At 72.2% G+C, this 25606-nt stretch carries 30 protein-coding genes and 2 tRNA genes; 22 read left to right on the forward strand and 10 right to left on the reverse strand.

Translation table 11 applies throughout. The features are described from left to right. The first annotated feature begins 159 nt into the window (after positions 1-159). The 11 genes from HNR22_RS22690 to HNR22_RS22740 all read left to right on the forward strand — a co-directional run bounded on the left by HNR22_RS22690 (position 160) and on the right by HNR22_RS22740 (position 8596). The gene (locus HNR22_RS22690; RefSeq protein WP_088951384.1) at positions 160-675 is read left to right on the forward strand and encodes a MaoC family dehydratase; all 516 of its coding nucleotides are present in this window, start codon (positions 160-162) and stop codon (positions 673-675) included. Between the two features lie 92 nt (positions 676-767). Beyond that, on the forward strand, positions 768-1304 hold the full coding sequence (locus tag HNR22_RS22695) for a hypothetical protein (protein ID WP_179782037.1): 537 nt from the start codon (positions 768-770) through the stop codon (positions 1302-1304). Between the two features lie 51 nt (positions 1305-1355). Continuing rightward, positions 1356-1979 (forward strand): TrmH family RNA methyltransferase, encoded by a 624-nt coding sequence (locus HNR22_RS22700; RefSeq protein ID WP_141912352.1) that lies wholly within the window; start codon positions 1356-1358, stop codon positions 1977-1979. A 79-nt stretch (positions 1980-2058) separates the two neighbouring features. Beyond that, a complete protein-coding gene (locus tag HNR22_RS22705; protein WP_343059932.1) occupies positions 2059-2736 on the forward strand; it encodes a DUF6758 family protein in 678 nt (225 codons plus the stop codon). Between the two features lie 116 nt (positions 2737-2852). Next, positions 2853-3011, forward strand: a complete 159-nt coding sequence (locus HNR22_RS22710) for a hypothetical protein (protein WP_172862153.1) — start codon at positions 2853-2855, stop codon at positions 3009-3011. Between the two features lie 6 nt (positions 3012-3017). Then, a complete protein-coding gene (locus HNR22_RS22715) occupies positions 3018-3893 on the forward strand; it encodes a PH domain-containing protein (protein WP_088951386.1) in 876 nt (291 codons plus the stop codon). A gap of 103 nt (positions 3894-3996) precedes the next feature. Beyond that, entirely contained in the window at positions 3997-4788 is a 792-nt protein-coding gene (locus HNR22_RS22720) for a SigE family RNA polymerase sigma factor (RefSeq protein WP_179782038.1), read from the forward strand. Between the two features lie 83 nt (positions 4789-4871). Further along, positions 4872-6047, forward strand: a complete 1176-nt coding sequence (locus HNR22_RS22725) for a hypothetical protein (protein WP_179782039.1) — start codon at positions 4872-4874, stop codon at positions 6045-6047. 57 nt (positions 6048-6104) lie between these two features. Next, the gene (locus HNR22_RS22730; protein ID WP_179782040.1) at positions 6105-6977 is read left to right on the forward strand and encodes a PHP domain-containing protein; all 873 of its coding nucleotides are present in this window, start codon (positions 6105-6107) and stop codon (positions 6975-6977) included. Between the two features lie 40 nt (positions 6978-7017). Next, entirely contained in the window at positions 7018-7632 is a 615-nt protein-coding gene (locus HNR22_RS22735; RefSeq protein ID WP_179782041.1) for a MarC family protein, read from the forward strand. A 43-nt stretch (positions 7633-7675) separates the two neighbouring features. Beyond that, complete coding sequence (locus tag HNR22_RS22740) at positions 7676-8596, forward strand: PD-(D/E)XK nuclease family protein (RefSeq protein WP_179782042.1); 921 nt, start codon at positions 7676-7678, stop codon at positions 8594-8596. A gap of 20 nt (positions 8597-8616) precedes the next feature. Here HNR22_RS22740 and HNR22_RS22745 read toward each other — a convergent pair whose 3' ends face one another. Together HNR22_RS22745 and HNR22_RS22750 are read right to left on the reverse strand one after the other, a co-directional pair. Continuing rightward, positions 8617-9480: an oxygenase MpaB family protein gene (locus HNR22_RS22745; RefSeq protein ID WP_179782043.1), complete on the reverse strand. Its 864-nt coding sequence runs from the start codon at positions 9478-9480 to the stop codon at positions 8617-8619. A 60-nt stretch (positions 9481-9540) separates the two neighbouring features. Beyond that, a complete protein-coding gene (locus HNR22_RS22750; RefSeq protein ID WP_179782044.1) occupies positions 9541-9969 on the reverse strand; it encodes a Fur family transcriptional regulator in 429 nt (142 codons plus the stop codon). A gap of 203 nt (positions 9970-10172) precedes the next feature. Between HNR22_RS22750 and HNR22_RS22755 the strand changes: the two genes are divergently transcribed. After that, positions 10173-10655, forward strand: coding sequence for a DUF2231 domain-containing protein (locus tag HNR22_RS22755; RefSeq protein ID WP_179783683.1), 483 nt, complete (start codon positions 10173-10175; stop codon positions 10653-10655). 18 nt (positions 10656-10673) lie between these two features. Here the strand turns inward: HNR22_RS22755 and HNR22_RS22760 are convergent, their stop codons facing one another. Continuing rightward, on the reverse strand, positions 10674-11066 hold the full coding sequence (locus tag HNR22_RS22760) for a hypothetical protein (RefSeq protein WP_179782045.1): 393 nt from the start codon (positions 11064-11066) through the stop codon (positions 10674-10676). Between the two features lie 131 nt (positions 11067-11197). Between HNR22_RS22760 and HNR22_RS22765 the strand changes: the two genes are divergently transcribed. After that, a complete protein-coding gene (locus HNR22_RS22765) occupies positions 11198-11380 on the forward strand; it encodes a hypothetical protein (protein WP_088952184.1) in 183 nt (60 codons plus the stop codon). Positions 11381-11401: 21 nt separating this feature from the next. On the opposite strand, the gene HNR22_RS31475 is transcribed toward HNR22_RS22765, so the two are convergent. From HNR22_RS31475 to HNR22_RS22785, 3 genes are all read right to left on the reverse strand, one after another. Then, positions 11402-12064, reverse strand: a complete 663-nt coding sequence (locus HNR22_RS31475) for a flagellar biosynthesis protein FlgA (RefSeq protein ID WP_246380993.1) — start codon at positions 12062-12064, stop codon at positions 11402-11404. A gap of 256 nt (positions 12065-12320) precedes the next feature. Further along, positions 12321-12734, reverse strand: coding sequence for an FmdB family zinc ribbon protein (locus tag HNR22_RS22780; protein WP_179782046.1), 414 nt, complete (start codon positions 12732-12734; stop codon positions 12321-12323). A 62-nt stretch (positions 12735-12796) separates the two neighbouring features. Continuing rightward, entirely contained in the window at positions 12797-13447 is a 651-nt protein-coding gene (locus HNR22_RS22785; protein WP_425488071.1) for a 5-formyltetrahydrofolate cyclo-ligase, read from the reverse strand. A gap of 112 nt (positions 13448-13559) precedes the next feature. On the opposite strand from HNR22_RS22785, the gene HNR22_RS22790 reads away from it, so the two are divergent. The 6 genes from HNR22_RS22790 to HNR22_RS22815 all read left to right on the forward strand — a co-directional run bounded on the left by HNR22_RS22790 (position 13560) and on the right by HNR22_RS22815 (position 20331). Beyond that, positions 13560-15872 (forward strand): diguanylate cyclase, encoded by a 2313-nt coding sequence (locus HNR22_RS22790; protein WP_179782048.1) that lies wholly within the window; start codon positions 13560-13562, stop codon positions 15870-15872. 9 nt (positions 15873-15881) lie between these two features. After that, the gene (locus tag HNR22_RS22795) at positions 15882-16844 is read left to right on the forward strand and encodes a UTP--glucose-1-phosphate uridylyltransferase (protein ID WP_179782049.1); all 963 of its coding nucleotides are present in this window, start codon (positions 15882-15884) and stop codon (positions 16842-16844) included. Then, positions 16841-18154, forward strand: coding sequence for a molybdopterin molybdotransferase MoeA (locus tag HNR22_RS22800; protein WP_179782050.1), 1314 nt, complete (start codon positions 16841-16843; stop codon positions 18152-18154). Before HNR22_RS22795 ends, HNR22_RS22800 begins: the two co-directional genes overlap by 4 nt. 109 nt (positions 18155-18263) lie before the next feature. Continuing rightward, on the forward strand, positions 18264-18914 hold the full coding sequence (locus tag HNR22_RS22805; RefSeq protein ID WP_099850333.1) for a GNAT family N-acetyltransferase: 651 nt from the start codon (positions 18264-18266) through the stop codon (positions 18912-18914). Between the two features lie 200 nt (positions 18915-19114). Continuing rightward, positions 19115-19897: a divisome protein SepX/GlpR gene (gene sepX / locus HNR22_RS22810; RefSeq protein ID WP_179782051.1), complete on the forward strand. Its 783-nt coding sequence runs from the start codon at positions 19115-19117 to the stop codon at positions 19895-19897. Positions 19898-20254: 357 nt separating this feature from the next. Next, positions 20255-20331 (forward strand) — tRNA-Ala (locus HNR22_RS22815). 383 nt (positions 20332-20714) lie between these two features. Here the strand turns inward: HNR22_RS22815 and HNR22_RS22820 are convergent. Together HNR22_RS22820 and HNR22_RS22825 are read right to left on the reverse strand one after the other, a co-directional pair. Further along, the gene (locus tag HNR22_RS22820) at positions 20715-21278 is read right to left on the reverse strand and encodes an NADPH-dependent FMN reductase (RefSeq protein WP_179782052.1); all 564 of its coding nucleotides are present in this window, start codon (positions 21276-21278) and stop codon (positions 20715-20717) included. A gap of 85 nt (positions 21279-21363) precedes the next feature. Beyond that, positions 21364-21852 carry an SRPBCC domain-containing protein gene (locus tag HNR22_RS22825; protein WP_179782053.1) on the reverse strand — a complete coding sequence of 163 codons (489 nt, stop codon included), beginning with the start codon at positions 21850-21852 and terminating at the stop codon, positions 21364-21366. Positions 21853-21990: 138 nt separating this feature from the next. Between HNR22_RS22825 and HNR22_RS22830 the strand changes: the two genes are divergently transcribed. Then, positions 21991-22416, forward strand: a complete 426-nt coding sequence (locus tag HNR22_RS22830) for a winged helix-turn-helix transcriptional regulator (protein WP_179782054.1) — start codon at positions 21991-21993, stop codon at positions 22414-22416. 166 nt (positions 22417-22582) lie between these two features. Next, positions 22583-22654, forward strand: a tRNA-Ala gene (locus HNR22_RS22835). 95 nt (positions 22655-22749) lie between these two features. Here HNR22_RS22835 and HNR22_RS22840 read toward each other — a convergent pair. Then, a complete protein-coding gene (locus HNR22_RS22840; protein WP_179782055.1) occupies positions 22750-23571 on the reverse strand; it encodes a hypothetical protein in 822 nt (273 codons plus the stop codon). A gap of 118 nt (positions 23572-23689) precedes the next feature. Then, on the reverse strand, positions 23690-24436 hold the full coding sequence (locus HNR22_RS22845; protein WP_179782056.1) for a hypothetical protein: 747 nt from the start codon (positions 24434-24436) through the stop codon (positions 23690-23692). A gap of 70 nt (positions 24437-24506) precedes the next feature. Here HNR22_RS22845 and HNR22_RS22850 point away from each other — a divergent pair, with 70 nt between their 5' ends. Further along, positions 24507-25592 (forward strand): Gfo/Idh/MocA family protein, encoded by a 1086-nt coding sequence (locus HNR22_RS22850; RefSeq protein ID WP_179782057.1) that lies wholly within the window; start codon positions 24507-24509, stop codon positions 25590-25592. Positions 25593-25606: the final 14 nt, after the last annotated feature.

Here is a 25606-nt window from a genome sequence, read left to right on the forward strand (position 1 = left end):
GCGGCGGGTGCCGGGGAGGGCCCCGCCGCTCATTGCGTCTCCCCCCGTTTTGAGTGACCGGTGTGACTTTTCCGCCGCCGTCGCGCCCCGCCGGTCGCCTTAACCTTCGGTAAGGCATGCTGTGCCGAACTCCATCGCCACCCGTCGAAGGGGACCAGCATGCAGTTCGGCCGCTACTACGAGGAGTTCGAGGTCGGCGCGGTCTACCGGCACTGGCCGGGCAAGACCGTCACCGAGTACGACGATCACCTCTTCTGCCTGCTCACCATGAACCACCATCCGCTGCACATGGACGCGCACTACGCCGAGACGGCCAGCCAGTTCAAGCGCAACGTGGTGGTCGGCAACTACATCTACTCCCTGCTGCTCGGCATGTCGGTGCCCGACGTGAGTGGGAAGGCGATCGCCAACCTGGAGGTCGAGTCGCTGCGGCACGTCGCGCCGACCTTCCACGGCGACACGATCTACGGCGAGACCACGGTGCTGGACAAGCGTGAGTCGGGCTCCAAGCCCGACCGGGGCGTGGTGTCGGTGGAGACCCGCGGCTACAACCAGGACGGCACGATGGTCTGCGTCTTCCGGCGCAAGGTCATGGTCCCCAAACGGGAGTACGCGGCCAGCGCCGTTCCCGAGGGAGTGGATCCGGAGCGGCCCAGCTTCCCCGAGCCGCGCTGAGCGTCGCCGCGAGTCGGCCGCCGCGAGCCTCCGGGCTCCTTCCCCGCAGCGGGTTCTGCCGGGGAAGGAGCCCTGTTCCCATTGCGGGGCATATGCTGGCGATGGAGGTTTCGATGAGCCACTCCGTCGCCGGAGAGCCGCCCTCTGCCGGCCGCCGAGCCGCACCCTTGACCACAGCTGTCTATTCCGCCGCCGAGTGGGACCTGCTCACCGGTCTGCCCGGCCGGGTTCTCGTGGCCGCGGCGGCACCGGGGCCGGGCCGCACGGAACGCGGTGTCCTGGCGGGTCTGGCCGGCCTGGATGCCGTAGCCGCAGGCCGGGCCTCCGACAGCGATCTGGTCCGCGCGGTGGTCGCCGCGATCTACGCCCGTCACGACGGCGCCCCGCAGCCCGTCGAGCGGCTCACCGATCTGGTGGACCTGCTGGCGGCCTGCCGGGCAGCGAGCCGGGTGCTGGGGCGACGCGCGGACCCCGCCGACTCGGCCGCGTACCGCCAGTGGGTGCAGTCGGTCGCGGCCCGCGTCTGCCGCGCGGTGCCCAGCCCCGGCGAACGCCGGCCGGACCACGCGATCAGCCCGGCGGACCGGCGCTTCCTGGGCCGGCTCGGCGCCGCGCTCGGACTGGGCTGACCGGCAGGTCGTCGCGCCGAGCGCCGACGTGGTCCGTACCCTCTGATGACCGTGACCGACGACCAGCTTGAGGTGGGTGTGGGCCCCTGGCCGGGAACCCCACCGGACGACCCCCGTTACGACCCGCAGTTGCTGGCGGAGGGGGACCGGCGCAACGTCGTCGACCGCTACCGCTACTGGCGTCACGAGGCGATCGTCGCCGACCTGGACGGGCACCGGCACGGCTTCCACGTCGCGATCGAGAACTGGCAGCACGACTTCAACATCGGCACCGTGGTCCGCAACGCCAACGCGTTCAACGCCGCCGAGGTGCACATCGTCGGACGGCGACGGTGGAACCGGCGCGGTGCGATGGTGACCGATCGCTACCAGCACGTGCGCCATCACGAGACGATCGAGGAGTTCGTGGCCTGGGCGGGCGAGCGCCGGCTGCCGGTGTTCGGCATCGACAACCTGCCGGGGTCGCGCCCGTTGGAGACCGGCACCCTGCCCAGGGACTGCGTACTGCTGTTCGGCCAGGAGGGACCGGGGCTGTCCGCGCCGGCCCGCGCCGCGTGCGACCAGCTCTACTCCATTGCCCAGTACGGCTCGACCAGGTCGATCAACGCGGGCGTGGCCAGCGGTATCGCGATGCACGCCTGGATTCGTGCCCACGCCGGCCCTCCGCCGGACTGACCGCGCCGGGGTGCCGAATCGGACGTTCCCGCTTGACGGGCCGGCGGTACCGGAGAACGGTGGGGATGTGAGTGTCGCGGTGAGTTGTCCGAGATGCGGGGGCCCGGTGCGGGCGCCGGATCTGATGCACACCGACTCGAGGTGTCTGCGCTGCGGCCCGGTGCCGCCCCTGCACGTGCCCGAGCACATCGGAGCGGAGATCGTGGCGAGCGTGGTGGAGCGGATCACCGCGACCGCCGGTTCGCCGGGAACGCCGCTGTGGTGCCCGTGGCCGCTGCTGCCCGGCTGGACCCTCACCGGGGTGGCGTACGCCGGGGACGACCGGACGGGAGTGCGGGCGACCGCGGTGGCCTGCGCGGGCCCGGCGCCGCTCGGTGGTGGTCCGGCCGATCTGGTCTTCGTGGCCGAGGAGCCGGGTGTCGGCCTGGGCACGCGACTCGCCGGACTGGCCGGGCCGGACCCGGGACCGGAACTGGTGGACGCGTTGACCGACCCGGGGCCAGGTCACCCCGACCACGTCGGGCAGGCCAGGATCAGGGTCGCCGGGCATCCGACTCCACTGTGGTTGGTGAATTCTCCAACGGATCGAAGCGCGTACGCCGGCGAAGCTCGGGGAATGTGGCTCCATGCGATAGCCTGGCCGGCGAGTGCGGGTCACCTGCTCGCGGAAGACGTCGTCCTACACGACCTGACCGAGTGGACTCCCCCCGAGCTCGTGTACGGCGCACCGTCCCCGTACTTACCTGGGAGAGCCTGACAAGTCTCCCGGTTTGACGGAGAACGGACGCAGATATTCACTGTACGACGCCACACTGATACTCTGGGTGCCGCTGCGGTAATGGGACCCGGCGCCGCGCGAGAGGATGGCCCGCCATGGTCAAGAAGGTCCTCACCTGGGCCGGAATCGCATTCTTGATCTTCTTCGTCGCCTACCGGCCAAACTCTGCGGCGGATGTGTTCAAGTCACTCGGCGGCGGGGTCATGGACATCGCCCAGGGGTTCGGCGACTTCTTCACCAGTCTCGTCGCCTAGCCGCCGATGGGCAGCCCCTCCGGTCCACCCTTCGACCCGGACGACCCCGACCGGGAACGCCGCGAGCGTGACACCGAGCCGATCCCGAGGATCGGGCCCGACGACGGCCCGGGCTACGGGGCCGGGCCCGGTCTTTCCGACGGTCCGTCCCTTTCGGACGACGTCGGTTATGGCGACGGGCCCGGCTATGCCGGCCAGGGTCGCTCCGGTCGAGGGTGGATCCGTGATCCGGAGGCGAGCTACCAGCCGCCGCAGATCTCCGAGGACGAGCTGGCCGGGTTGCGCGCCGACGCGACCGGTTCGACTCCCCGGCGGGTGCTTCCGCTGGAAGACGAGCCCAGTTCGCTGGTGGCCCGCTATCTCTTCCCCACCGAGCGCTACCGGGGTGAGTGGAAGCGGCACTGGATCCACCTCACCAACCCGCTGTTGATCGGTGTCGCGGCGACCTTCGTGCTCGGCTACCTCTCCGGCTTCCTCGCCGGGCAGGACGTCGGTGCGCTGACCACCATCGCCGTGCTGCTCTGGTTCGCGGTGATGGGCTGGGTGGCGTGGAAGGTCGCCGACTGGTGGTATGACCGTTTCATCCTGACCAACAAGCGGGTCATGGTGGTCAACGGCATCGTCACCCGCAAGGTGGCCATGATGCCGCTGGTCCGGGTCACCGACATGAAGTATGAGCAGACCCCGACCGGCCGAGCGCTCAACTACGGCACCTTCGTGCTGGAGTCCGCCGGCCAGGAGCAGGCGCTCCGCGAGATCAAGAACCTGCCCAACCCGAACGAGCTCTACCTGCGCGTCGTCGAGGAGATGTACGAGCCGCAGGCGGTCGAGGCGCGGCTCGGCAAGGAAGCCGACGAGGCCAAGGCCGACGACGGGGCGTGAAGGTTTTCGACCGAACATCGGAGTAAGTGCGCACCTTTCGTCATGGACCGGAACGCCTCTGACGTGGCACTCTGCCAGGACAACCGGGGTGTGGAGGTGGGCGGTGGCGAGCAGGGACTCGTTGGAGGAGCAGTTCCGCGAGTTCGTCGCGGCCCGCTCCGCCGCGCTCCTGCGCACCGCTTATCTGCTCACCGGAGACTGGGCCACGGCCGAGGACCTGCTTCAGACGGCACTGACCAAGACCTACCTCGCGTGGAAGCGGCTCGGTGGGATCGAGGCGGTCGAGCCGTACGCCCGGCGTGTGATGGTCAACACGTCGACGAGCTGGTGGCGGCGGCGCTGGCACGGTGAACGCCCGACCGAGGTGCTGCCCGAACGCGCCGGTGTCGACGAGATCGAGCAGCAGCTCGACCGTGACCTGCTGTGGCGGCACCTCAGGGAGTTGCCCAACCGGCAGCGGGCGGTGCTGGTGCTGCGCTACTACGAGGACATGTCGGAGGCGCAGACCGCCGCGATGCTCGACATCTCACCGGGCACGGTGAAGAGCCAGGCGTCGCGAGCCCTGGCCACGCTGCGTCGACGGTTGGGAGCCGACGCACCGGAGCTCGCCGCCGCTGCCGGCATCGCCGGCCGGCCAGCGCCACCGACTGCCACCGGTCGTCCGGCCGCTGCCGGCGCCTCCCGACGTGGCGCCCCGGCCGGGCAGCACCCGACCACCGGTGCCGCCGCGACGCGCCGACCCCGGCAGGCGGAAAGCCCAGCCGTTCCCCAGCCAGCCGTTCCCCACCCGGCCGCGCCCCGCCCGGTCGCTCCGCGTCCGATCGGCCCGCCGCTCGTGCTGCCCACCGCCCCGGCGGCCGTGCCCGTCGGCACGGGCTCCGGGGACCAGCAGTGAGCGGATTCCCCGGCCGGTCCGACAACCTGACGGACGGCCCTCGGCGTTCTAACCAGGTGCGGCCTGACGAGCTGGAAGGTGCGGTGCGGGAGACCCTCTCGCACCAGGTCGCCCTTGCCCGCCCCCTGGTAGCCGACCCGGCGGGTCAGGCGATCCGCCGCGCGAACCGGATCCGTCGTCGGCGCACCGCAACCGGCCTTACCCTCGCGGCGGCCGTCACCGTGCTGCTGAGCGCCGGGATGGCCCAGCTCGGTGCCGAGACCAGGCGCGACGGCACGCCCATCGTGGTGATCGGTGATCCGGACCCGTCCAGCCGGCCGATCCCGACGGTCAGCGCCCCGGGCCCCGGTCCCTCGCCCGGAACGTCCGCGTCCCTGCTGGTGAGCGAGACGCTGGTCAGCGCCGACGGTAAGCGGCTGGTGCTACCCGACGTCGGGCCGGCCGAACACGCCCAGCTCCTGCCCGGCGGTACCGGTTGGTTGGTGGTCGGCACGGCGACCACCGCCGGCCGATCCCTCTGGGTGGTGCAGAACGACGGCCTGGTGCAGGTCCTGCTGGCCGGGGCCGGCCCCATCGTCCTGGCACCGGACAGCCGCCAGGTCGCCTGGCGTGACGGCGGCGACCTGCTGGTGGCGGGGGTGGTCGGCACCCAGCTCATCGGCGCGGTACGCACGCCGACGCCCACGGGCGCGGAGCCCGTCCGGTTCGTCGGTGACAACGTGCTGGTCCGACTCGACCCCGCCGGCACCGGCCACACCCTCTGGCGGCCCGGCGCCGGGCCGCTGCCCGCGACCGTCGACCGACAGACCCTCCACGTCTACGGAGCGCTGCCCGACGGGCGGCTGGTCGGTCAGATCGCCGCGACCGACCCGCGCGGGACCTGCCTGGCCGTGCTCGACCCGACGCGCCACCTGACCCCGGTGGACTCCGGCTGCGGGCCGGACCTCAGCCAGGACGGCGTCGGCGAAATCTCCGCCGACGGACGGTGGCTGCTGGTGAACGGACGGGTGGGCAGGGCCGACCGGGCCCTCCTGGTCGACCTGCGGCAACTCGGCCCGGTCACGACCGCCGTTCCGGCCGGGCCGCCGATGATTGGCACGGTCGTCTGGAACAACGACTCCCACGCCTCCTACCTCGACGAGGCCGGTGCCCTGGTCCGGGTCGACCCCGCCCGGGTATGGGCAGGGGAGCCCGCCAGACCCGAGCCGGTGCCCGGCCTGCCCGCCGGGGAGCGGCCGGTCCTGGTGAACAGCTTTTGACGCGGTCGGGATGACCTTCGCGAGGCGGGCTCGGTTATCCCTGGGTAGCGTCGGGCGGTGACCTCGCGTACCGGCGCCGCCCCGCGGATCGACCTGCACACCCACTCGACGGCCAGCGACGGCACCCTGACCCCGGCGGAGCTGGTCCGCGCGGCCGCCCAGGCCGGGCTGGACGTGCTGGCGATCACCGACCACGACACCACCGCCGGCTGGGCGCCGGCCGTCGGCGCGCTGCCGCCGGGACTACGCCTGGTCCGGGGGGCGGAGTTGTCCTGCCGCTGGTCCGGCACCGAGCCGGCGGTGCCGCTGCACCTGCTGGCGTACCTGTTCGACCCGGACCACCCGGAGCTGGTCGCCGAGCTGGCCCGGGTCCGGGCCGCCCGGGAACATCGCGGAGAACGGATCGTCGCGCTGTTGCGCGCCGACGGCATCGACGTGAGCTGGCCGGACATCCTGGCCGGAGCGGGCGGCGGCACGGTGGGCCGGCCGCACATCGCCCAGGCACTGATCCGGATCGGCCTGGTCGGCAGCACCCGGGAGGCGTTCGGCCCGGACTGGCTGGGCGAGCGGTACCGGTTGCCCAAGGACGACATCGACGTGTTCCGGGCGATCCGGCTGGTGCGGTCGGCCGGCGGCGTGCCGGTCTTCGCCCATCCCCGGGCCACCCGACGCGGCCGGGTGGTGCCCGACGAGTTGATCGCCGAGCTGGCCGCCGCCGGGCTGGCCGGGCTCGAGGCCGACCACGAGGACCACAGCCCGGCCGAGCGTGCGCACGTGCGAGCGCTCGCCGCCGACCTGGGCCTCTTCGTCACTGGCTCCTCGGATTTCCACGGCACGCACAAGACCGTCCAGCTCGGCGAGTTCAGCACCGGCGTCGAGGCGTACGAGCGGATCGTCGCCGAAGGCGTGACCGAGGTCGCTTCCGGCTGATCCCCATTTTGGGGAATCTCGGCGCGGCTAGGTTGATCACGTGGATCTGAAGCTGTTCGGCGAGGTTTTCGTGACCCTGCTGGTGATCACCGACCCGCCGGGCATGATGCCGATCTTCCTGGCGTTGACCGGCCCGCTGCCCGCCCGCGACCGTAACCGGGCGGCCTGGCAGGCCGTCACGCTGGCGTTGGGCGTGATCGTGGTCTTCGCGGTGGCGGGGCAGACCCTGCTGGACTACCTGCACGTGGACCTGCCGGCGTTGCAGGCAGCAGGTGGGCTGCTGCTCGTGCTCGTCGCTCTGGAGCTGCTGACCGGCAAGGCCGACGACCCGAGCCAGCAGGTCACCTCCAACATCGCGCTGGTGCCGCTGGGCACGCCGTTGCTGGCCGGCCCGGGTGCCATCGTGGCCACCATGCTCTTCGTCCAGCAGGCCGACGGACTGGGAGAGTTCAGCGCCATCGCCGTGGCGATCCTCGCCGTGATGGTCGCCGTCTGGATCGTCCTGCGCTTCTCCGGCGGCATCGTGAAGATCCTCCGGCCGGGCGGGATCGAGGTGCTGACCCGGATTGCCGGCCTGCTGCTGGCCGCGATCGCCGTGCAGCTCATCGCCGACGCGGTGGCCGCCTTCGTCACGCAGTACGTGAACATGGCCTGACGGCACGCGCCCGATGTCGGAGGGGGATGGCAGGATTTCAGGCGTGCGACGATCCTCATCAGCGGGGCGGCCCGCCGCCGGCGGCCGGGCCCCGCGGCAGCGCGCCGGCGACGCCGAGCAGCTCGGCTTCGAGGGCATGCCGGAGCGCCTGTTCGTCTGCACACCGAGCAAACTCGGCGCGTTCGCGGACTGCCCGCGTCGCTACCGCTACTCCTACGTCGACCGGCCGACGCCACCCAAGGGCGCGCCGTGGGCGCACAACTCGCTCGGCGCCAGCGTGCACACCGCCCTGAAGAACTGGTATGCGTTGCCCGCCGACCGGCGTCGCCCTGAGGCGTTGGCCACCCTGCTCAAGGGCACCTGGGTCCGCGAGGGCTATCGCGACGACGAGCAGGAGCGGGCCGCCTACCGGCGGGCGTTGGGCTGGTTGGAGGCGTACGTCGAGACGCTGGAGGCCGACTCCGACCCGCTCGGCGTGGAGCGGGTGGTGGCGGTGAAGACCGCCGTGCTGGCGTTCAACGGTCGCGCCGACCGGATCGACTCCCGGCCCGGGCCAGAGGGGCCGGAGCTGGTCATCGTCGACTACAAGACCGGTCGCAGCGGGCTGGACACCGACGACGCGCGCGGCTCGCAGGCGTTGGCGCTCTACGCGTACGCGGCCGAGCGGGTGTTCCGACGGCCGTGCCGTCGGGTGGAGCTGCACCACCTGCCGACCGGCACGGTCGCCGGCCACGACCACACCGTCGAGTCGCTGGCCCGGCAGTTGACCCGCGCGGAGGAGACGGCCCGCGACATCATGACCGCCGAACGGGCGGTCGCGGACGGCGCCGACGCGGACGAGGCGTTCCCGGTGGCACCCGGCCCGCGCTGCGGCTGGTGTGACTTCCGGCGGCACTGCCCGACCGGCGCGCAGGTGCCCGGCAAGGAGCCATGGGCGGCCGTGGACCGGCACACCGACAGCTGACCTCCGGCGGCGGCGCCGGGTCAGCCGGCCAACGTGGTGGCAGCGTGACGCGCGGCCCGTTCCTTGGCGGCCAGAATCAACGGCCCCTCCAGATAGCGACGGGGCACGGCGGCGAACGCGAGCCGCAGGGCGCGCACGGACAGGTCCGCCGACAGGGCGGTGGTGGGTAGGCCGAGCCCGCCGTACATCCGACGCGCCCACCCCGGCAGCAGTCCGAACGCGGTGCCGGCGATCCCCAGGTACGCCCAGCGCGGCGGGCCGAGGTTGAGCCCCAACCGGGCCGGCAGGCTGAGCTTCCACGGCAGCGGCGGGGCGGTCAGGAAAATCGCCGTCTCGGCGGCCTCCCGGGTCATCCGCAGCTCCGGCCGTACGGCGCGGTAGTACTCCGCGACCTCGGCCGCGGTGCCCGGGACGGTGGCCGGGTCCAGGCCGACCAGAGCGGCGGACCGGCGCTGCTCGGTGTAATAGCCGTCCACCTCCTCGTCGGTGAGCGGCAGCCCGGCCCGTCGGGCCGTGCTGAGGAACGACTCGACCTCGGTGACGTGCACCCAGCGCAGCAGGTCCGGCTCGTCGATCCGGAACTCCTCGCCGGTGAGAGGATCGGTGGCGCGCAGCCGATCGTGCAGCCGGCGCAGCCGGGCCCCGGCCGTCTCCGCCTCGGCGGTGGTCCCGTAGACGGTGGTCTCGACGTACGTGGCGGTGCGGGCCAGGCGGCCCCAGGCGTCCGCGCGGTAGTTGCTGTTCTGCGCCACCCCGGCCATCGCCCGGGGATGCAACGCCTGGAGGTAGAGCGAGCGCAGGCCCGCGACGATCAGGATCGGCTCCTCGTGCACCTTCCACGTGACCGAACCCGGACCGAAGAGGCCGAGGTCATCGGAGTCCACCGTCCAAGAGTGCCACGGTCGCCCCGGCCTCGTCGGGCACGTCCCGTCGGTGCCGGCGGCTCAGACGTCGGCGGAGCGACGAGCCCGGCAGCCCGGGCAGAGACCCCAGAAGGTCACCTCCGCCTCGTCCACCTCGAACCCGTGCGACACGCTCGGCTCCAGACACGGCGCGCTGCCCACCGCGCAGTCGACGTCGGCGATCTCGCCGCAGCCCCGGCAGACCACGTGGTGGTGATTGTCGCCAACGCGCGCCTCGTAACGCGCGGGACTGCCGGCCGGCTCGATCCGGCGGGACAACCCGGCCCGGGACAGCGCACCCAGCACGTCGTAGACCGCCTGGGTGGACACCGAGTCGAGGCGTTCACGGACCCGCCGGGTGATCTCGTCGACCTCCAGGTGACCGCCGCCGTCGAGCACGTCGAGCACCGCGAGGCGTGGCCGCGTGACACGTAGGCCCTTCGATCGCAGCAGCTCCTCGGCACCGGACATTGGCCAATGACAGCACGCGCGACCAGCATCGACAACCGTCGCCGGGCCCGGGTGGCCACCGACACAGCACGGCAGGATCGTGCTCACGACCCGGGACGGTGAACCCGATGGCCGCGTCGCACGTGTCTCCGGTCGAGAGCCTCGGGACGATCGGCGGACCGTACGCTGACCACCCCCTGACCGTGATCCACCTGGAGGGTTCGATGTTCGAGGAGATCCTGGGTCTACCGGCACACGTCCTGGTGGTCCACGCGGTCGTCGTGTTCGTGCCGCTGCTGGCGGTGCTGGCCATCGCGTACGTCGGTCTGCCACGGTGGCGGCACCGGCTGGACTGGGCCCTGGGTCTCCTTGCCGTGGCCGCACCGGTGACCGCCTTCGTGGCCGTCAAGTCGGGAGAGGTGTTCACCGACGCGCTGGTCGCCCGGGGTTTCCAGGGGCAGATCCTCGACCAGATCTTCGAGCACTCCCGCTACGGCGACATCCTGTTCCGCATTGTCGTGCCGCTGGGAATCGGGGCCATCCTGCTGCTGGTCGTCACCAGCGGGCACCCCCGGGTGCCGCAACTGCCGGCGCTGGTCACCCCGGTGCTGGCGGTGGCGGTCGTGGCGCTGTCCATCGCCGCCCTGGTCTACGTCTACCTGACCGGGCACAGCGGCGCCGAGGCCGTCTGGGGCACCACCCTCTGACCTGCTCTGCCCGCCGCTCTAGAAGATGACCCGCGAGCAGAGCAGGCAGACCAGGACCACCAGCACCACAGCGGCCGCCGCGCCGAAACCGTAGGTGACCCGCTGCGAACGCTGCTCGGCCGCGTCCAGGTCGGCCATGTCCTGCGGCGGTAGCCGCCGCGGCGGTGCCGGCTGCAGGTGTACGGGTGGACGCCAACCACTCGGCGGCGGCACGCTCGGCGGCGGGCCGGCGTACCCGCTCGGGGGTGGGCTGGCGTGTCCGCTCGGGGCTGGGTCGGCGGGCCCGCTCGGCGGTGGGCTGGTGTGTCCGCCCGGCGGCGTGGCGGGGGGATGGTTCGGCACCGCATCGGCACCGGTGCCGGGCCGTCGCCAGTAGTCGTCCGGGGTGCTGCCACCGCTGGGGGTCGTCACGCCGTCCGACGCTACCAACGTGGGGAGCGGGCGGGTCGTTTCTCACCGGCGTGCCACCGTCGGCGACCCTGCCCAGGATCCGACCGTCAACGACGCGGTGGAGGCACCCGGTTGCGCTAGTCTTGCCGCTCGTGAGCACCGAGGACCCCGGCAAGCAGGGCGTACGCGACGACGACGACCGCACCGTCGACCTGAGCGAAGACTTCGTGGTGCTGCCCGAGCAGACCTCCGACGACACCGACCGGGGCTGGGGTGAGCGGTCGGGTGGCAACGACGACTGGCTGCTCGCCGAACGCCCTCCGCACTGGGAGTGACCCCGCTGGTGCGGTGAGCGCTCAACCGCGTACGACGATGGCGAACCGGGTGCCCTCGGGCAGCCCGACGGCGCGTTTCGCCTGGTCGGGGTGGAGCGCCAGGTAGAGCGCCGAGGACCCGTCGGTCACGTCGGCGCCCAGCACGTCCAGCACCAGCGCCGCGGGCGCGAGCAACGTCGCCTCGGTGCCCGCCCCACCCGGTGTCGCGGCGAGCAGGTCGACCCGGGTCCCCGGGCGGGCCACCGCCAGCGCGGCCGGCTCGGCCAATCGGACCGGCACCCCCACAGCGCCACTGGGCAGCGGCAGCGGGCTGGTCCTCCCGCTCCCGGTGGTCGTGCCGTCCCTGCCAGTGCTGCCGTCTCCGGCGGTGCCGCTGCCGGTGGTCGAGCTGCCCCCGGCGGTGGCGCGGGTTGGCGGCGGCCCGGCCGTATCGCTGTCGTCGGTGGACACTGCCCCACCGGGGTCGGTCGGCCCGCCCTCGTCGAACCGCCCGGCCGTGCCGTCGGTGCCCGTCGGCGCACGGGATGGCTCGGCCGTCGGCGGACAACTGGGCGGGGTGTGCAGAACGGCAGCGGCCAGGCCGAGCAGCACGGCGACCAGACCGGCCCGGAGCAGGGTGCGCCCGCCCGGCACTGTGAGCCGGCGCAGCGGACGCAACGCCCGCGCGGAATCTGGATCGCCCATCGTTGCTGCCGCCTCCCGTCCGAGGACGTCGCAGCGACACCCTCGGCGGCAGGTTAGGCCGTTCCAACCGCAGTTGGTCGACCGTCGGCCAGCGCCTGTGGATAACCGGCCGGCCTGTGGACAACGCCCACCGGCCGGCCCGGTCTGCTACGGCAGCGGCCTTGATCGACTCGACTTCACGGAACTCGGGGTGTCAGGGCGCCGGGACAGGCCGGTTTCCGTGAACCCGAGTGGATCACGGGTCATGCCGCCGGGGTCAGGACGCGGAGCTGGCCGCAGGGGCCTTGCCGCCGCTCGACCCACCCGACGGCGAGCCACCGGAGGACCCACCGGAGGACCCACCGGACGACGAACCCGAGGACGACGACCCCGAACCGGAAGACGAACCCGACCCCGAGGAGGAGGAACCGGACGACCCCGAGCCCTCACCGGAGGACGACTCGGACTTGCCGGGCTTGGTGGCCGTGCCGCCGGCCGTCGTCTCGGAGCCGGACGCCCGCGAGTCGGTGCGGTAGAAGCCCGAGCCCTTGAAGACGATGCCGACCGAGTTGAAGACCTTGCGCAGCCGCCCCTGACACGCCGGGCACTCGGTCAGCGGCTCGTCAGAGAAGGACTGCACCGCCTCGAGCTGCTGACCGCACGTGGTGCAGGCGTACTGGTACGTGGGCACGTTCTCCTCCGGATCTGGGCTCAGCCAATTGGCACTCGACGTATTCGAGTGCCAATGGTGCGTCATCCGGCCCGGGTTCGTCCAGCGGACGTGTGGGGCGCGACACCATGCGCCGCACCCGGGCCGCCGTCAAGCGTACGCACCCCGTCGGCGGGTGTGACGACCGCGCGGACAAGCCGGTCGTGTGCCTCCGCCGGCAGCGCCTCGACCAGTTCCCCGTCGTGCAGAGGCACCACGGTCAGCGTCGACTCGGGCACCCGGGCGAGGGCGCGGTCGTACGAGCCGCCGCCGCGTCCGAGTCGCCGGCCGTAATGGTCGACCGCGAGAGCCGGTACGACCACCAGTTCCGCGTCCGCCACGGCGGCCACCCCGAGGCGGGCGCCGGTCGGCTCTCGCATGCCCCGACCCGCGGCGATCAGGTCCTCGGGCCCGGTATATGCCGCCCAGTCCAGATCGAGGTCGTCGAGGAGCACGGGCAGCAGCAGCTGGGCGTCGGTGGGCAACGCCGCCCGCAGTGCCTCCGGCAGGTCGGCGCCGCCCGGTTCGGAGCCGACCGGCACGTACGCCGTCATCCTGCGCGGGCGCAGTCTGCGTACCAGGGCGACCAGCTCGGCCTGCACGCGCCCGGCGGCGGCGGCCCGGGTGGGGCCGGGCAGCGAGCGGCGGCGGGCGAGCAGGTCGGCGCGGGCTTCCCGCTTCGCCGTACGGGTCACTTCCGCTTCATAAGAAAATTCCGGCACGCAACACTCCTGACGCAACGCCTCTCCCACGGTTGCACTGTGTCAGCATCGCAAGCAACGGAGGCGGAACTTCCGGGGGGACCGAGTGACGCTACGCGGGCGGTTGACAGCAGCCTTCCTCGTGGTGGTGCTCGGGCCGGTCCTGCTCGGCGCGCTGTTCGTCGCCTCCACGGTCGCGGCCGTCGACCGCAGCCGCTCCACCGAGCGCCTAGCGGTGGCGGCGTCCACAGTTCGTACCTCGGTCGACGCGCTCTGCCAGCAGCTGCGGGCCACCGCCGACGCGGTGGCGCTCACCGCCGAGCCGGCCGTCGGCGCCGCCCAACTGGTCGGTCGGGGCCTGGCCGCCGCGGTGCTGATCACCGACCTGACCGGCGAGGTCAGCTACGTCTCGCCGGGCGCGCCGCCGACCCCGTGGCGGGACTGCTCCGGCTCGGCCACCGGTCCGGCCAGCCCCGTCCGGGCGCTGGCCGCCCACGTCGACCTGCGCGACCGCGCCGGCACGCTGCGAGGCACGGTGACCGCCGCGCAACTGGTCGACCCGGCCTTCGTGGCCCGGCTGGCGGCGGTGACCGGGGTGGCGGTCACCCTGCTCGACAGCGGAGCGAGCGCCGCGCGGGTCACCCACACCACCGAGTCCCGGGAGGTACGCGACGCGGTACTGGCCGCCGCCAGCACCGTCGAGGGCGAGCGGGTCACCGAAACCACCGAGGGCCGGTACGTGCGGAGGATCGGGCCGTCCGACGCGCAGCCGCTGCCACTGGTGCTCTCCGTGCCCAGTGAACGGCCGCCGGGGCTGCACGCCACGCTGGTGGGGGTGGTCGTGCTGGCCGGGCTGCTCGCCGTGCTGACCGCCTGGCGGCTGGCCCGGGTGACCACCCGGCCGCTGGTGGAGCTGGCCGGTGCGGTGGACCGGGTGGCCCAGGGCGACCTGACCGCCCGCGTGCCGGTCCGCAGCCGCGACGAGCTGGGTCGGCTGGCCGCCGCGTTCAACCGGATGACCCGGGAGACGGGCTCCTACGTCGCGGCGTTGACCAGCAACCGCGACCAGCTTCGCGGGCACCTCGCCGTGCTCGGCGACACCCTGGCCAGCACGCACGACCTGCAACGCATCCTGCGGGTGATCCTGCGCAGCGCCATCGGCGCGACCGGCGCGCGTGCCGGCGCGGTGCTGCTGGTGGAGGCGGGCGGGGTTCTTGTCGCACAGTGCACCGAGGGGTTGGACGGGCGGTGGCCGGAGGGCGACACGGACGGGTCGTCGACGCTCCGGGTGCCGGTGGGGGTCGGTGTGGTCGGTGCGGTCGCCGCCACCGGCGAACCACAGCGGGGGAGGGTGGAGCCGACCGAGGTTCCGTCGGGTGAGCCGCGCTGCCGCACGTACGTCGCGGTGCCGTTCGCGGCCCCGGGCGGAGGCACCGCGCCCACCCTCGGCGGGTCCGGCGACGAGGCCGGCGCGGCGGGGGCACTCGGCGTGCTGGCCCTGTACGACCGGCTGGGCGCCGACGAGTTCGATGACGACGACCTGGTCACCCTGCGCACCTTCGCCGGCCACGCGGCCGTGGCTGTGGACAACGTGCGGGTGCACGAGGAAGCGCAGCGGCTCTCGCTCACCGACCCGCTCACCGGGCTGTGGAACTACCGCTACCTGGGCGAGTCGATCCGGCGGGAGGTGGAACGGGCCAGCCGGTTCGGGCGGATGCTCAGCATCCTCGCGATGGACCTCGACCGCTTCAAGGACGTCAACGACACGTACGGGCACGCTGCGGGGGACACCGTGCTGGCCGAGTTCGCCCGGCGGGTGCGCGGCGAGATCCGCGAGGTCGACCTGGCCTTCCGGCAGGGCGGTGAGGAGTTCGTGCTGCTGCTGCCGGAGACCGACGCGCGGGGCGCGGCGATCGTGGCCGAGCGACTCGGCGCGGCGGTTCGCGAGACGCCGATCGCCGTCGAGGCGTACGCAGGGCCGGTCCTGGTGACCGTGTCGGTGGGCATCGCCGTCTACCCGGACAACGGCAGCACCGGGCGGGAGGTGCTGGAGGCCGCCGACGATGCGCTCTACGCGGCCAAGGCGGCCGGCCGCGACACGTACCGGGTCGCCGAGGTGCGCCCGGACGTGCCGACGCGGGAGATACCGGTGCTCGCCTGCGCGGTCAGTCCACCCGACGGGCTGCCGCGCGCCGGTCAGCCCGCGCAGGTCATCCGGGAGCCGGGCGGGCCCGCCCGGTCGGAGCCGGCTGTGGGCGTACCGGAATCATCTGCGGCGCACGCACGGCCGGAACCGGCCGGCGACGGCCCGGACAGCGCGACCGGCGGGGCGCGGGCCGGCCCGGACGCCGCCCGGCCGGGGCCGGGTGGCGGCGCGTCTTCTGGGCCACACCCGCCGCGACAGAGCCGTGGCCGATAGTCTCGCGGCATGTCGGAGCACTCAGCGAACCCCTCATCGACGGTCGCCGCAACTGGCCGTCCCCTGGCGGTCAAGGCCGTCATCCCGGCCGCCGGACTGGCCACCCGGTTCCTGCCAGCCACCAAGGCGGTGCCCAAGGAGCTGCTGCCGGTGGTGGATCGGCCGGTTCTGCAGTACATCGTCGAGGAGGCCACCCAGGCCGGCATCGGTGACGTGTTGCTGATCACCGGTCGGGGTAAGACGTCGATGGTGGACCACTTCGACCGTCGCCCAGACCTGGAGACCAGGCTGGAGGAGAAGGGTGACGCCGAGCGGCTGGCCGCCGTGCGTCGCCCCAGTGAGCTGGCCGAGATCTACACCGTCCGGCAGCCCGAGCAGCTCGGGCTCGGCCACGCCGTCGGGTACGCCGAGTCGCACGTCGGCGACCAGCCCTTCGCGGTGCTGCTCGGTGACGAGTTCGTCAAGCCGTCGGAGCCGCTGCTGCCGGCGATGCTGGAGCTGCAGGCCCGCACCGGCGGTGTGGTGCTCGCGTTCTTCGAGGTCGACCCGGCCGAGACCAAGCGGTACGGCATCGCCTCCGTCGAACCGGCCGAGTCGGAGCTGACCGACATCGGTGAGGTCGTCAAGGTGACCGGGATGGTGGAGAAGCCGCAGCCGGAGGACGCGCCCAGCAACCTCGCGGTGCTCGGCCGCTACGTGCTGCCCGGCAAGATCTTCGACGCGATCCGGCGGACCAAGCCGGGCAGCGGCGGCGAGATCCAGCTGACCGACGCGATGGAGCTGCTGCGCACCGAGGGCACCCCGGTGCACGCGATCGTCTACCGGGGCACCCGCTACGACACCGGCATGCCGCTGGGCTACCTGCAGACGGTGGTGCAGATCGCCGCCGAGCGCGAGGACCTGGGCAGCGAGTTCCGCTCCTGGCTGGCCGACTTCGTCAAGGCCGACGCGGCGGGCGGATCTGGTACATGACCGCGACGGCCGACGCCGAGGCGGCCGCGAACGAGTTGACGCCGCTCGCCGACTACCTGGGCAGCGTGCTGCGCAGGTTACGCGCGCTGCCGCCACTCGACCTCGACCTCACCCAGGCGCACGGCAACGTCCTCGCCGAGGACGTCGTCGCGCCGCACGCCTTCCCGGCCTTCGACCAGGCTGCCGTGGACGGCTACGCGGCCCGCTGGGAGGACATTTCCGGAGGGGGGCGGGGCCCGAGCTACGTCCCGGCCCCCTCCGGCACGCCCGGCGGCCGGAGCATCCGGCTCAACGTGGTGGGCGATCTGGGTGCCGCGAGCTGGCGGCCGGTCCGGCTCACCCCGGGTTCGTGCTTCTCGGTGGCCGCCGGGGCGCCGCTGCCGGTCGCCGCGGACGTGGTGGTTCCGGTGGAGTGGACCGACCAGGGCATGGCCGCGGTGGAGATCTTCCGCACCCCCAAACGGGGGTACGGGGTGCGCCGAGCCGGTGAGGAACTGCCCGTCGGCACTCTGCTCGCGCGCGCCGGCACGTACGTCTCGCCGGCCCTGGTCGCGGTCTTCGCCGCCACCGGTATCGGGCACGTGGTGGTCCGGCCCAGCCCACGGGTGGTCATCGTGGCCACCGGCGACGAACTGGTCGACGTGGGTCGGGGCAGTCAGCCCGGGCAGGTGGTGGACGCGAACTCGCACGCGTTGACCGCCGCCGCGGCCGAGGTGGGCGCACTGGCGTACCGGGTGGGGATCTGCGACGACGACCCGGAGGGGCTGCGCGGGCTGCTGGAGGACCAGACCCTGCGCGCCGACCTGATCATCACCACCGGGGGCACCGGCACCGGCCCCGGAGACATGGTGCGCCGGATCCTGTCCCGCCGCGAGGGCGGCCGGGCCGGGCCTGTCACGTTCACCGACGTGGCGCTCTATCCCGGCACCGCGCTCGGGTTCGGCACCGTCGGCGCCGAGGAGGTGCCGGTGGTCTGCCTGCCCGGCGACCCGGGCGCCGCGCTGATCGGTTTCGAGGTGCTGGCCCGCCCCGCCATCCAACTGCTCGCCGGCGCCGAGCCGGTGTTCCGACCCAGTGTGCGCGCGCACCTGCTGGAGACCGTCTCGTCGCCGACGGGGCTGCGCGAGTTCCGACCGGCGCACGTCGCCGAGCGACGCGGCGGTGGATACACGGTCCAGCCTCTCAGCGGTGGGCCGTTCACGCTCTCCGGGCTGGCCGAGGCGAACGGCCTGCTGGTGCTCGGCGAGCGGGTCACCACGGCCGCCGCTGGTTCGACAGTGGACGTCCTGCTGTTGGACCGCCGCCGGTGACGGTGACCCGGTCGATCCGCCGGCTGGCCCCTCGGGCGCCGCGCGGTCATCGGGTCCACGCGGTGGGTCAACTTGCGCGCGACACGGTCCCGCGCGGGAGACTGTGCGGGTGAGTCTCTTCGGACCCCCGCGGGCACCGGGCTGGCCGGTGGAGTTGGCGGACGGCCCGGTGTTGCTGCGGCCCTACCGGCGCTCCGACGCGGCGGCATGGTCGGAGATACGGCGGGCCAACCGGGCCTGGCTGGCACCCTGGGAATCGTCGCTGCCCGGCGCCTGGGACGACCTCAACTCGCCGGCCGCGTTCCGCTGGGTGCACCGTGACCAGCGTCGTTCCGCCCGCGAGGGTGAGGGAATGCCGTTCGCGGTCTGTCTGCGCGAGGCCGACCGGGACCGGCTGGTCGGGCACATCAACGTGGGCAGCATCGTGCGGCGGGCGCTCTGCTCCGGCTACGTCGGCTACTGGGTGGACGCCCGGGTCGCCGGCCGAGGTGTGATCCCGACAGCGCTCGCGCTCGCCGTCGACCACGCGTTCGGCCCGGGAGGGCTGCACCGCGTGGAGGTCAACATCCGTCCGGAGAACCGGCCGTCCCGACGGGTGGTGGAGAAACTGGGCTTCCGCGAGGAGTCGTACCACGTGCGCTACATGCACATCGACGGCGCTTGGCGTGACCACATCGGATACGCGATGACGAGCGAGGAGATCGCCGCCGAGGGCGGGCTGTTGGCCCGCTGGCACCGGGTACGCGCCGACGCCCGGTAGGAGGATTTCCCCGCTTCCGCAGCGCCGTCCCACAGACGGGATCGGCGCGGCGCGGTGGCATCCCGGTCGGCGCGCCGTAACCTCAAGTAACTGCAAGCTGCGGCAAGCGCTCCCCGGCCGGACGATCCACGCACCAAGGCGCGATCGGTGGAAGATCCTGCGGTCCGGTGGCGGTTGCGACGAATTCGGTGACGGGAGGGGTGAGGGTGCCGACCTCGGTGCTCCTCGCCGTCCTCGCCGCCGCCGGCCTGCTCGCCCTGGCCCCGGCGCTGGTCCGCCGGTACGACGCCACCGAGCGGCTGGTGGCGGAGCGGGCGCAGTCGACGGCGCGGGTGCTCCAGCGCCGCCGACGACGCCGCACTGTGCCCGGACGGCGACCCGTCCACCCACCGCGCTCCCTGATCGTCACCCTGAGTGAGAATGCGACTACGGGTGTGTTGGGTGCGCCGGTCTCCGCGCCCCCGGCCGCCCGCCGCTCCGGTCGGCTGCGCGCCGTGCCACCCGCACCCAAGCGGTCCCGCCGCCGCCCGCCGCCGCGCCGACAGCACACCCCCGCCGTGTACCGGCGCCGGCGGGTGCTCGCCGCGCTGCTGCTCCTCAACGTCGTCGAGCTGGTCGGCGTGCTGTTCGTCAGCCCCGGCTTCTGGATCGGCTTCTCGGTCACCTTCCTGCTCCTGGCCACGTACGTCGTCCACCTGCGCGGTCAGGCCCTCGCGGGGCGTCGCCGCCGCCGCGCGCGAGCCCGCGAGGCGGCCTGGCTGGCCGCCCGACAGGCCGAGGTGCGCCGGGAACAGGCCCGCCGGGCAGCGGCCCGCCGGGAGGCGCAACGCCGCCTGGCCGCCCAGCGCGAGGGGGTACGCCGAGCCGCAATGGGCCTGGACCGCCCGGGAGACCTGCCGGCGGCAGTCAACGGTGGGTCGGTCTCGTACCGGCGCTCGGGTGGCCTACGCGGACGCCCCTACGAGGCCGGCCGAGGAGCCTGACGGGCCGACGGCGTGGCCTGGCCTGGCGTGGCCTGGCCTGGCCTGGCGCGGCCTGGCCTGGCGCGGCCTGGCTTGGCCTGGCGTGGCCTGGCCTGGCCAGGCGCGGCCTGGCCTGGCGCGGCCTGGTCCGACTCGGCCTGGTCCGGTTGCGCTCCCGGCTTGATCGACTCGGGTTTCTGGAAGTCGGGGTGTCGTGGCGTCCCGGATGCCCCGATTTTCAGGAAGGCGAGTCGATCAAGCCGGAGGGGTGGAGCGCCGCGCCGGGGGCGGATTCGCGGTGGGGACCGACGACCTGTTAGCCTTGCTGCCGGCCCGCCCGGTGTAAGCCGGGTGGGACCGAAGCCGGTTCGCCGGTGGGGGGCTGTGGCGCAGACTGGTAGCGCACCTCGTTCGCATCGAGGGGGTCAGGGGTTCAAATCCCCTCAGCTCCACCACGAAGCAGCAGGTCAACGGCGGGTTCTCGTTCGACGGGAACCCGCCGTTGATCGTTTGACCGTCGTTTGGCCGCCGGACGGAGCCCCAGACCGTGGTACGGGGCTGCAGAACCCAAGCCGAACGGCTGAGTTCGATGGCGGCGGTGGCCCGAACGTGAGGTGCCCAGCGAGCCGCTGCACGATCCGCAGCCGGGTCTCATCCGCCAACGACCGGAACAGGGCCACGGCCGGGGTCATCCCGGCCACGACATTCGCGGTCACGCACTCTCCGTCATTCATCGCCCTGGTTAGTCAAGTATCTGGATCCGTCTGCGGAGGCTGTCGGGGCGGTCAGGCCATCGCCTGGGCGGCGGCCTGACCGTCATCGTGAGCGGTCTGAGTGGTCAGGGTCGGCGCAGTGGTGCGAGCGCGTCGGCCCAAGCGGTCACCTCGGTGAAGAGTTGGTGGAGCACGGTGTTGTGGCGGCTGTCGGGGGTGAACGTGGTGAAGCCGGCGAAGTCGGTGGCGAGTGACAGGCTGACCTGGGTGCGTACGCCGGCGAGTTGAAGACCTGCCGTGATGAGGCGCAGGTGTTCGGCCGCGCGGGCGCCGCCGACGTTGCTGCCGTAGGAGACGAAGCCCACCGCCTTGTTGTTCCACTCGCCGTAGAGGTAGTCGATGGCGTTCTTCAGCGCCGCTGGGATCGATCGGTTGTACTCCGGGGTGACGAAGACGTATCCGTCGAACTCGGCGATCTTGTTGCTCCACTTCCTTGTATGCGCGTGGGAGTAGGAGCCGAGTAGCGGTGACTGGGGCTCGTCGAAGATCGGCAGACCGTAGTCCTCGATGTCCACCAACTCGACATCGATGCCGTCGTGCTGGCCGCCCTGCTCAGCTACCCACTCGGCCACTTGGTGACCGACCCGGCCGGGCCGGGTACTGCCGAGGATGATCCCGATGTTCGTCATGCGTCGTCCGTTCCTGCTGATCCGATGATTACTGACGGTCGAAAACTTGTGCCGCGCGAATCAGTACCTCGATCCGACACGCGCTTCACTGCCGTTGCTGACGCCGACGTCCGGATCGCAGCGCCGCGTCGAGGCCGTTCAGCCGCAGCACGCTTGCGCCGCGCAGGTGCGCCAGGTCCACACTGCCGTCGCCCTCGTATCTGAGAAACGTCACCTGTTCGGTCCATTCCAGGCGGGTTCCGTCCGTTTCGGCGTCGAGCCGAACGGTGACCAGCGAGGTCCATCGCAGTTCGCCGTCGACGACGGCCTCGTAGCCGTAGACGATCCGGTGGGTGCCCGCGATGTCGATGTATCGCGACCGGTACTCCAGCCGTTCGGGCGCGGTGTCCAGCCCGGTGTAAATGCTGCGCGCCGTCTCGCCTCCGCCCACCCGGAAGTCGTGTTCGTAGGAAGCTTCGCTGCCGGGAAGCCGAAACCACCGCCGCCTGATCGCGGTGTCGGCAAACGCGGTGAAGACCTCGCCCGATGGCACGTCGAGGTGCCGCGAGATCGTGAAGGTGTCGTGCCGGACCATGCTGTCCTCCCGCTGTCACGACCACGAAGGGTGGCCGCACGTCAGTTACGATCAGTAAGAAACGTGCGTCCACGGGTTTTAGTCCGGCTCTCCGATACGCACTTAAAAGTCAGCTACCGACGCATGAGGAACAAAGCCATGACGCACTTGCGTGGTGCCGACCTCGCGCAGCGCGGGGTCGCGCCGGACTGCGTCCAGACGATCGAGCTCGTCCGCGACGTGCTGGCGCGGGTGGGCGACAAGTGGACGCTGCTGACCATTACGGTCCTGGCGTCCGGCCCGCTGCGCTTCACCGCGCTGCACGAGCAGGTCGCCGGCATCTCCCAGCGGATGCTCAGCCAGACACTGCGCGCCCTCACCCGCGACGGGTTGGTGACCAGGACCGCGTACCCGGAAGTACCTCCGAGGGTTGAATATGCCCTGACACCGCTCGGCCGCTCACTGAGCGAGGCCGTGGACGGACTCGTGCACTGGGTTCGTAGCCACCAGGGCGACATCGTCCGCAACCGCGACGAGTTCGACCAGACACCGGCCGCGAAGACGGCCGCCTCGCCCCACGCATAGCCGCGACCTGTCATTCGCGACCGCCGCATCGCGAATCCAGTCGACCGTTCTCCCGTACCGGCCGCGGTCGGCCGCTCGGCGTTGACCGCTGAGCGACACCGACGCCGATCCACTCGATCGGCGGCACGCCGCCGCCCCTTCGCGCGTTGGTGGTGAGCGCCGCTCGGGCCTGCTCGGACAGGCAGCCAGCCTCTCGTTCGCATCGAGGGGGTCAGGGGTTCAAATCCCCTCAGCTCCACCCCAGCTCAAAGGCCGTTTCCGCTAGTCGGAGACGGGCCTTTTTCGATCTTGCACGGCAACGGTCGGCGGGTTGGGGTCAATCAGCTCGCCAGGTCAGGTCCACCTCAGCCTGGCGAGTTCTGCCCGAAACTGCTTCAGGCTGAACGTCTCACCCTCGCTGGGCGTCAGCCGCAGCGAGTACGTCACGTCCCCGACCTCCCACCGCACCTGCCAGGAGCTTTCCGGCCTGCCGGTGATGGTGCCCTCGCGTGAGCCGATGGAGACGGTGCCGACGGCTGCCGAGGACGCCCCTCCGACCGTGCGGCCCGCACCCGCGAACAGCGTCGAGCCGTTCGGACCGTTGTAGCCCTGACACAAGCCCTCGTCGCAGTGACCCGAATGCGGACTCCACCTCTTGTCGGAGGCCAGGTCCGGCAGCTCACGCTCGGAAAAGGCCGGTGGTGGCAGCGCACTGGTGGCGTCGCGGAGGAGTCGACCGCCGAGGGGCTTCTGAAGCGACACGACGAGGGGCACCCTGGTGCCGCTGACCGAGCAGTCGGTGGCGTCGACGATGCGACCGCTCACCGCGACGACGACCTGGGTGTCCGTCTGCTCGGTGACCGAGGCCTGTGGTTGCACGAGATCCTTGCAGCGCGCGTCGCCGACGCTGGCGTACACGGTGATGGTGGTGTCGTCGCGGGCGACCAGCGCGGCATTCCAGCCGATGGCCGACGCCACGGGCGGCACTGCGGCCGGCACCGTGTTCGCGGACGGGGGTTGGGTCGTGGCCTGGTCCGGCACGCGGCGGCTGAGGAGGACGCCGCCAATGAGCGCGAGGGCGACGGTGACGCCCATCGCCGTGCCGACGACCCTCCGGTGACGGCCGACGTGATCCTCGCTGCCATTGCTCCTGGCGAGCCGTTCGTCCGTCTGCACAGCTTCCGTCCCCCCTGCCGGAACACGCGGAAACGGATCGTACGTGAGCATCCGCTGCTCCCGGGTCCCCTCGGATCGGCAGGTGGTCGACGTGTTCTTCGTGCTCCAGAGCACCTAGCTAGGAGAAGCGCTCGGTCGTCACCGGTATGAGACCGTGCTCCCGCAGGACGTTCGTCAGGTCGGACAGGGTCGGACCCACCGCCTCTGCGTTGGCGGTCCTCAGCAGGACGGTCACGTCGAGGGCCCAGGCGAGGGTGTGGCCGACCCGTCGAAGGTCCCAGGCGAACCGGTCATCACCCCGGTCGAGATGACCGCTCGCGACCGATGCGCGGGTGCCGTCGCCGGGCGCCTGCCAGGCCGCCTGGAGGTCTGTCACCTGCTCGGCCCGGAGATCCTTGGCGAAGAGGACGCGGTACACGCGCCGCTCGTGGAAGCCAGCCGGTGGCTGTGCGGGACCGAGCCGCAGCGGCGGGGCGCTGGCGATCGGTTGGTGATCCCGGAAGTACGTCCGGAGCACTGTCTCGTCGGGCAGGTGCCCGCCCCCGAGCGTGCGGTAGACGCTCTCGGCCTCGCGACGCCAGGTGGGGAGCACCCGAACGAGCACATCCGGGTCGGTGCGCATGCCGCGGCTCAGCGACGCGGAACTCCACCAACCGGTGCCCGGCGTCCAGCCCGCGCTGTCCAGGCCCGTCGTGGAGAAGTCGTGGTGGCGACGGAACTCCTCGACGACGATCCCTTCTGGACCGTCGGCCGGGCCGCGGTCGCCGTGCTGAGCGAGGACCAGGTAGTAGTCGAGGGATGGTCGAGGCTCGATCACCTCGATGGCCGCCGACACGGGTGCTGCTCGGAACGGCTCGGTGGTCACCAGCGCAACGGTAGTCAAGGAGGCGGTCCCGCAGCGGGTTAGCATCCGGATCTCGATGGGAGGAGCCCAGATGGCATCGGTTGCCCAGACCCGGTTCGGCATCGTCGGCAGTGGCTGGCGGGGTGAGTTCTTCCTGCGACTGGCCCGACTGCTGCCCGATCGGATGCGGGTGACCGGGGTGGTGACGCGCACCGAAGCGCGGGGTGCCGAGGTGGCGGCCGAGTGGGGCGTACGGACCTTCCGTACGACGGCCGAGTTGCTGGCCCACGAGCGACCGGACTTCGTCATCGTGTCGGTGCCCTGGCCCGTGACGCCCGACGTGACCCGCGAATTGGTCGCGGCCGGCGTACCGGTGCTCGCCGAGACGCCACCCGCTCCCGACCTGGCCGGGCTGCGCTCACTCTGGGCGGACGTCGGCGGCAGCGGTCTGGTGCAGGTGGCCGAGCAGTACCTGCTGATGCCGGGGCACGCGGCCCGCCTGGCGGTGGTCCGCGCCGGGGTGCTCGGCGAGCCGACGTCGGTGCAGATCTCCTCCACCCACCTGTACCACGCGGTGTCGCTGATCCGTGGCCTGCTCGGGATTGGTCACGAGAGCGCCGAGGTCAGCGCGCGTGCCTTCGTCGCGCCGCTGGCCAACCCGCTGTCGCCAGCCGGCTGGAGCGGTGACGACACCCCGCAGCAGCTCTCGACTACCCTCGCGACAATCGACTTCGGCGGGCGGATGGGGTTGTACGACTTCACCGACAACCAGTGGTGGAACCCGCTGCGGACCCGCCGGTTGGTGGTGCGGGGCTCGCGCGGTGAGCTGGTGGACGACCGGGTGATCCGACTGGTCGACCCGACCACGCCGGTGGAGTCATTCCTCATGCGACGCCAGACCGGTCTCGACCTCAACCTTGAGGGGCTCGACCTGAAGCACATCAGCTTCGACGGCGACGTGGTCTATCGCAACCCGTTCGTCGGCAGTGGAATGTCCGACGACGACATCGCGGTGGCCGACATCGTCGCCCGCACCGGTGCGTGGGCGCGGGAGGAGGGCCCTGCCCCGTACCCCCTCGCCGAAGCCTGCCAGGACCACCTGGTCAGCCTCGCCATCGAAGAATCGGTACGCACCGACCGGCCGGTCGTCACCGACGCCGAGGCGTGGGCGGGGTAGGCGCGCATCTGTCC

The organism is Micromonospora jinlongensis, from assembly GCF_013410645.1.
Taxonomy (GTDB): domain Bacteria; phylum Actinomycetota; class Actinomycetes; order Mycobacteriales; family Micromonosporaceae; genus Micromonospora; species Micromonospora zamorensis.

Excerpts from the sequence above, each read along its gene's own strand:
- HNR22_RS22830 (WP_179782054.1), top strand. The coding sequence starts at position 21,991 with ATGACGCACTTGCGTGGTGCCGACCTCGCGCAGCGCGGGGTCGCGCCG.
- HNR22_RS22710 (WP_172862153.1), top strand. The coding sequence starts at position 2,853 with ATGGTCAAGAAGGTCCTCACCTGGGCCGGAATCGCATTCTTGATCTTC.
- HNR22_RS22755 (WP_179783683.1), top strand. The coding sequence starts at position 10,173 with ATGTTCGAGGAGATCCTGGGTCTACCGGCACACGTCCTGGTGGTCCAC.
- HNR22_RS22800 (WP_179782050.1), top strand. The coding sequence starts at position 16,841 with ATGACCGCGACGGCCGACGCCGAGGCGGCCGCGAACGAGTTGACGCCG.
- HNR22_RS22850 (WP_179782057.1), top strand. The coding sequence starts at position 24,507 with ATGGCATCGGTTGCCCAGACCCGGTTCGGCATCGTCGGCAGTGGCTGG.
- HNR22_RS22820 (WP_179782052.1), bottom strand. The coding sequence starts at position 21,278 with ATGACGAACATCGGGATCATCCTCGGCAGTACCCGGCCCGGCCGGGTC.
- HNR22_RS31475 (WP_246380993.1), bottom strand. The coding sequence starts at position 12,064 with ATGGGCGATCCAGATTCCGCGCGGGCGTTGCGTCCGCTGCGCCGGCTC.
- HNR22_RS22695 (WP_179782037.1), top strand. The coding sequence starts at position 768 with ATGCTGGCGATGGAGGTTTCGATGAGCCACTCCGTCGCCGGAGAGCCG.
- HNR22_RS22690 (WP_088951384.1), top strand. The coding sequence starts at position 160 with ATGCAGTTCGGCCGCTACTACGAGGAGTTCGAGGTCGGCGCGGTCTAC.
- HNR22_RS22750 (WP_179782044.1), bottom strand. The coding sequence starts at position 9,969 with ATGTCCGGTGCCGAGGAGCTGCTGCGATCGAAGGGCCTACGTGTCACG.
- HNR22_RS22715 (WP_088951386.1), top strand. The coding sequence starts at position 3,018 with ATGGGCAGCCCCTCCGGTCCACCCTTCGACCCGGACGACCCCGACCGG.
- HNR22_RS22825 (WP_179782053.1), bottom strand. The coding sequence starts at position 21,852 with ATGGTCCGGCACGACACCTTCACGATCTCGCGGCACCTCGACGTGCCA.
- HNR22_RS22795 (WP_179782049.1), top strand. The coding sequence starts at position 15,882 with ATGTCGGAGCACTCAGCGAACCCCTCATCGACGGTCGCCGCAACTGGC.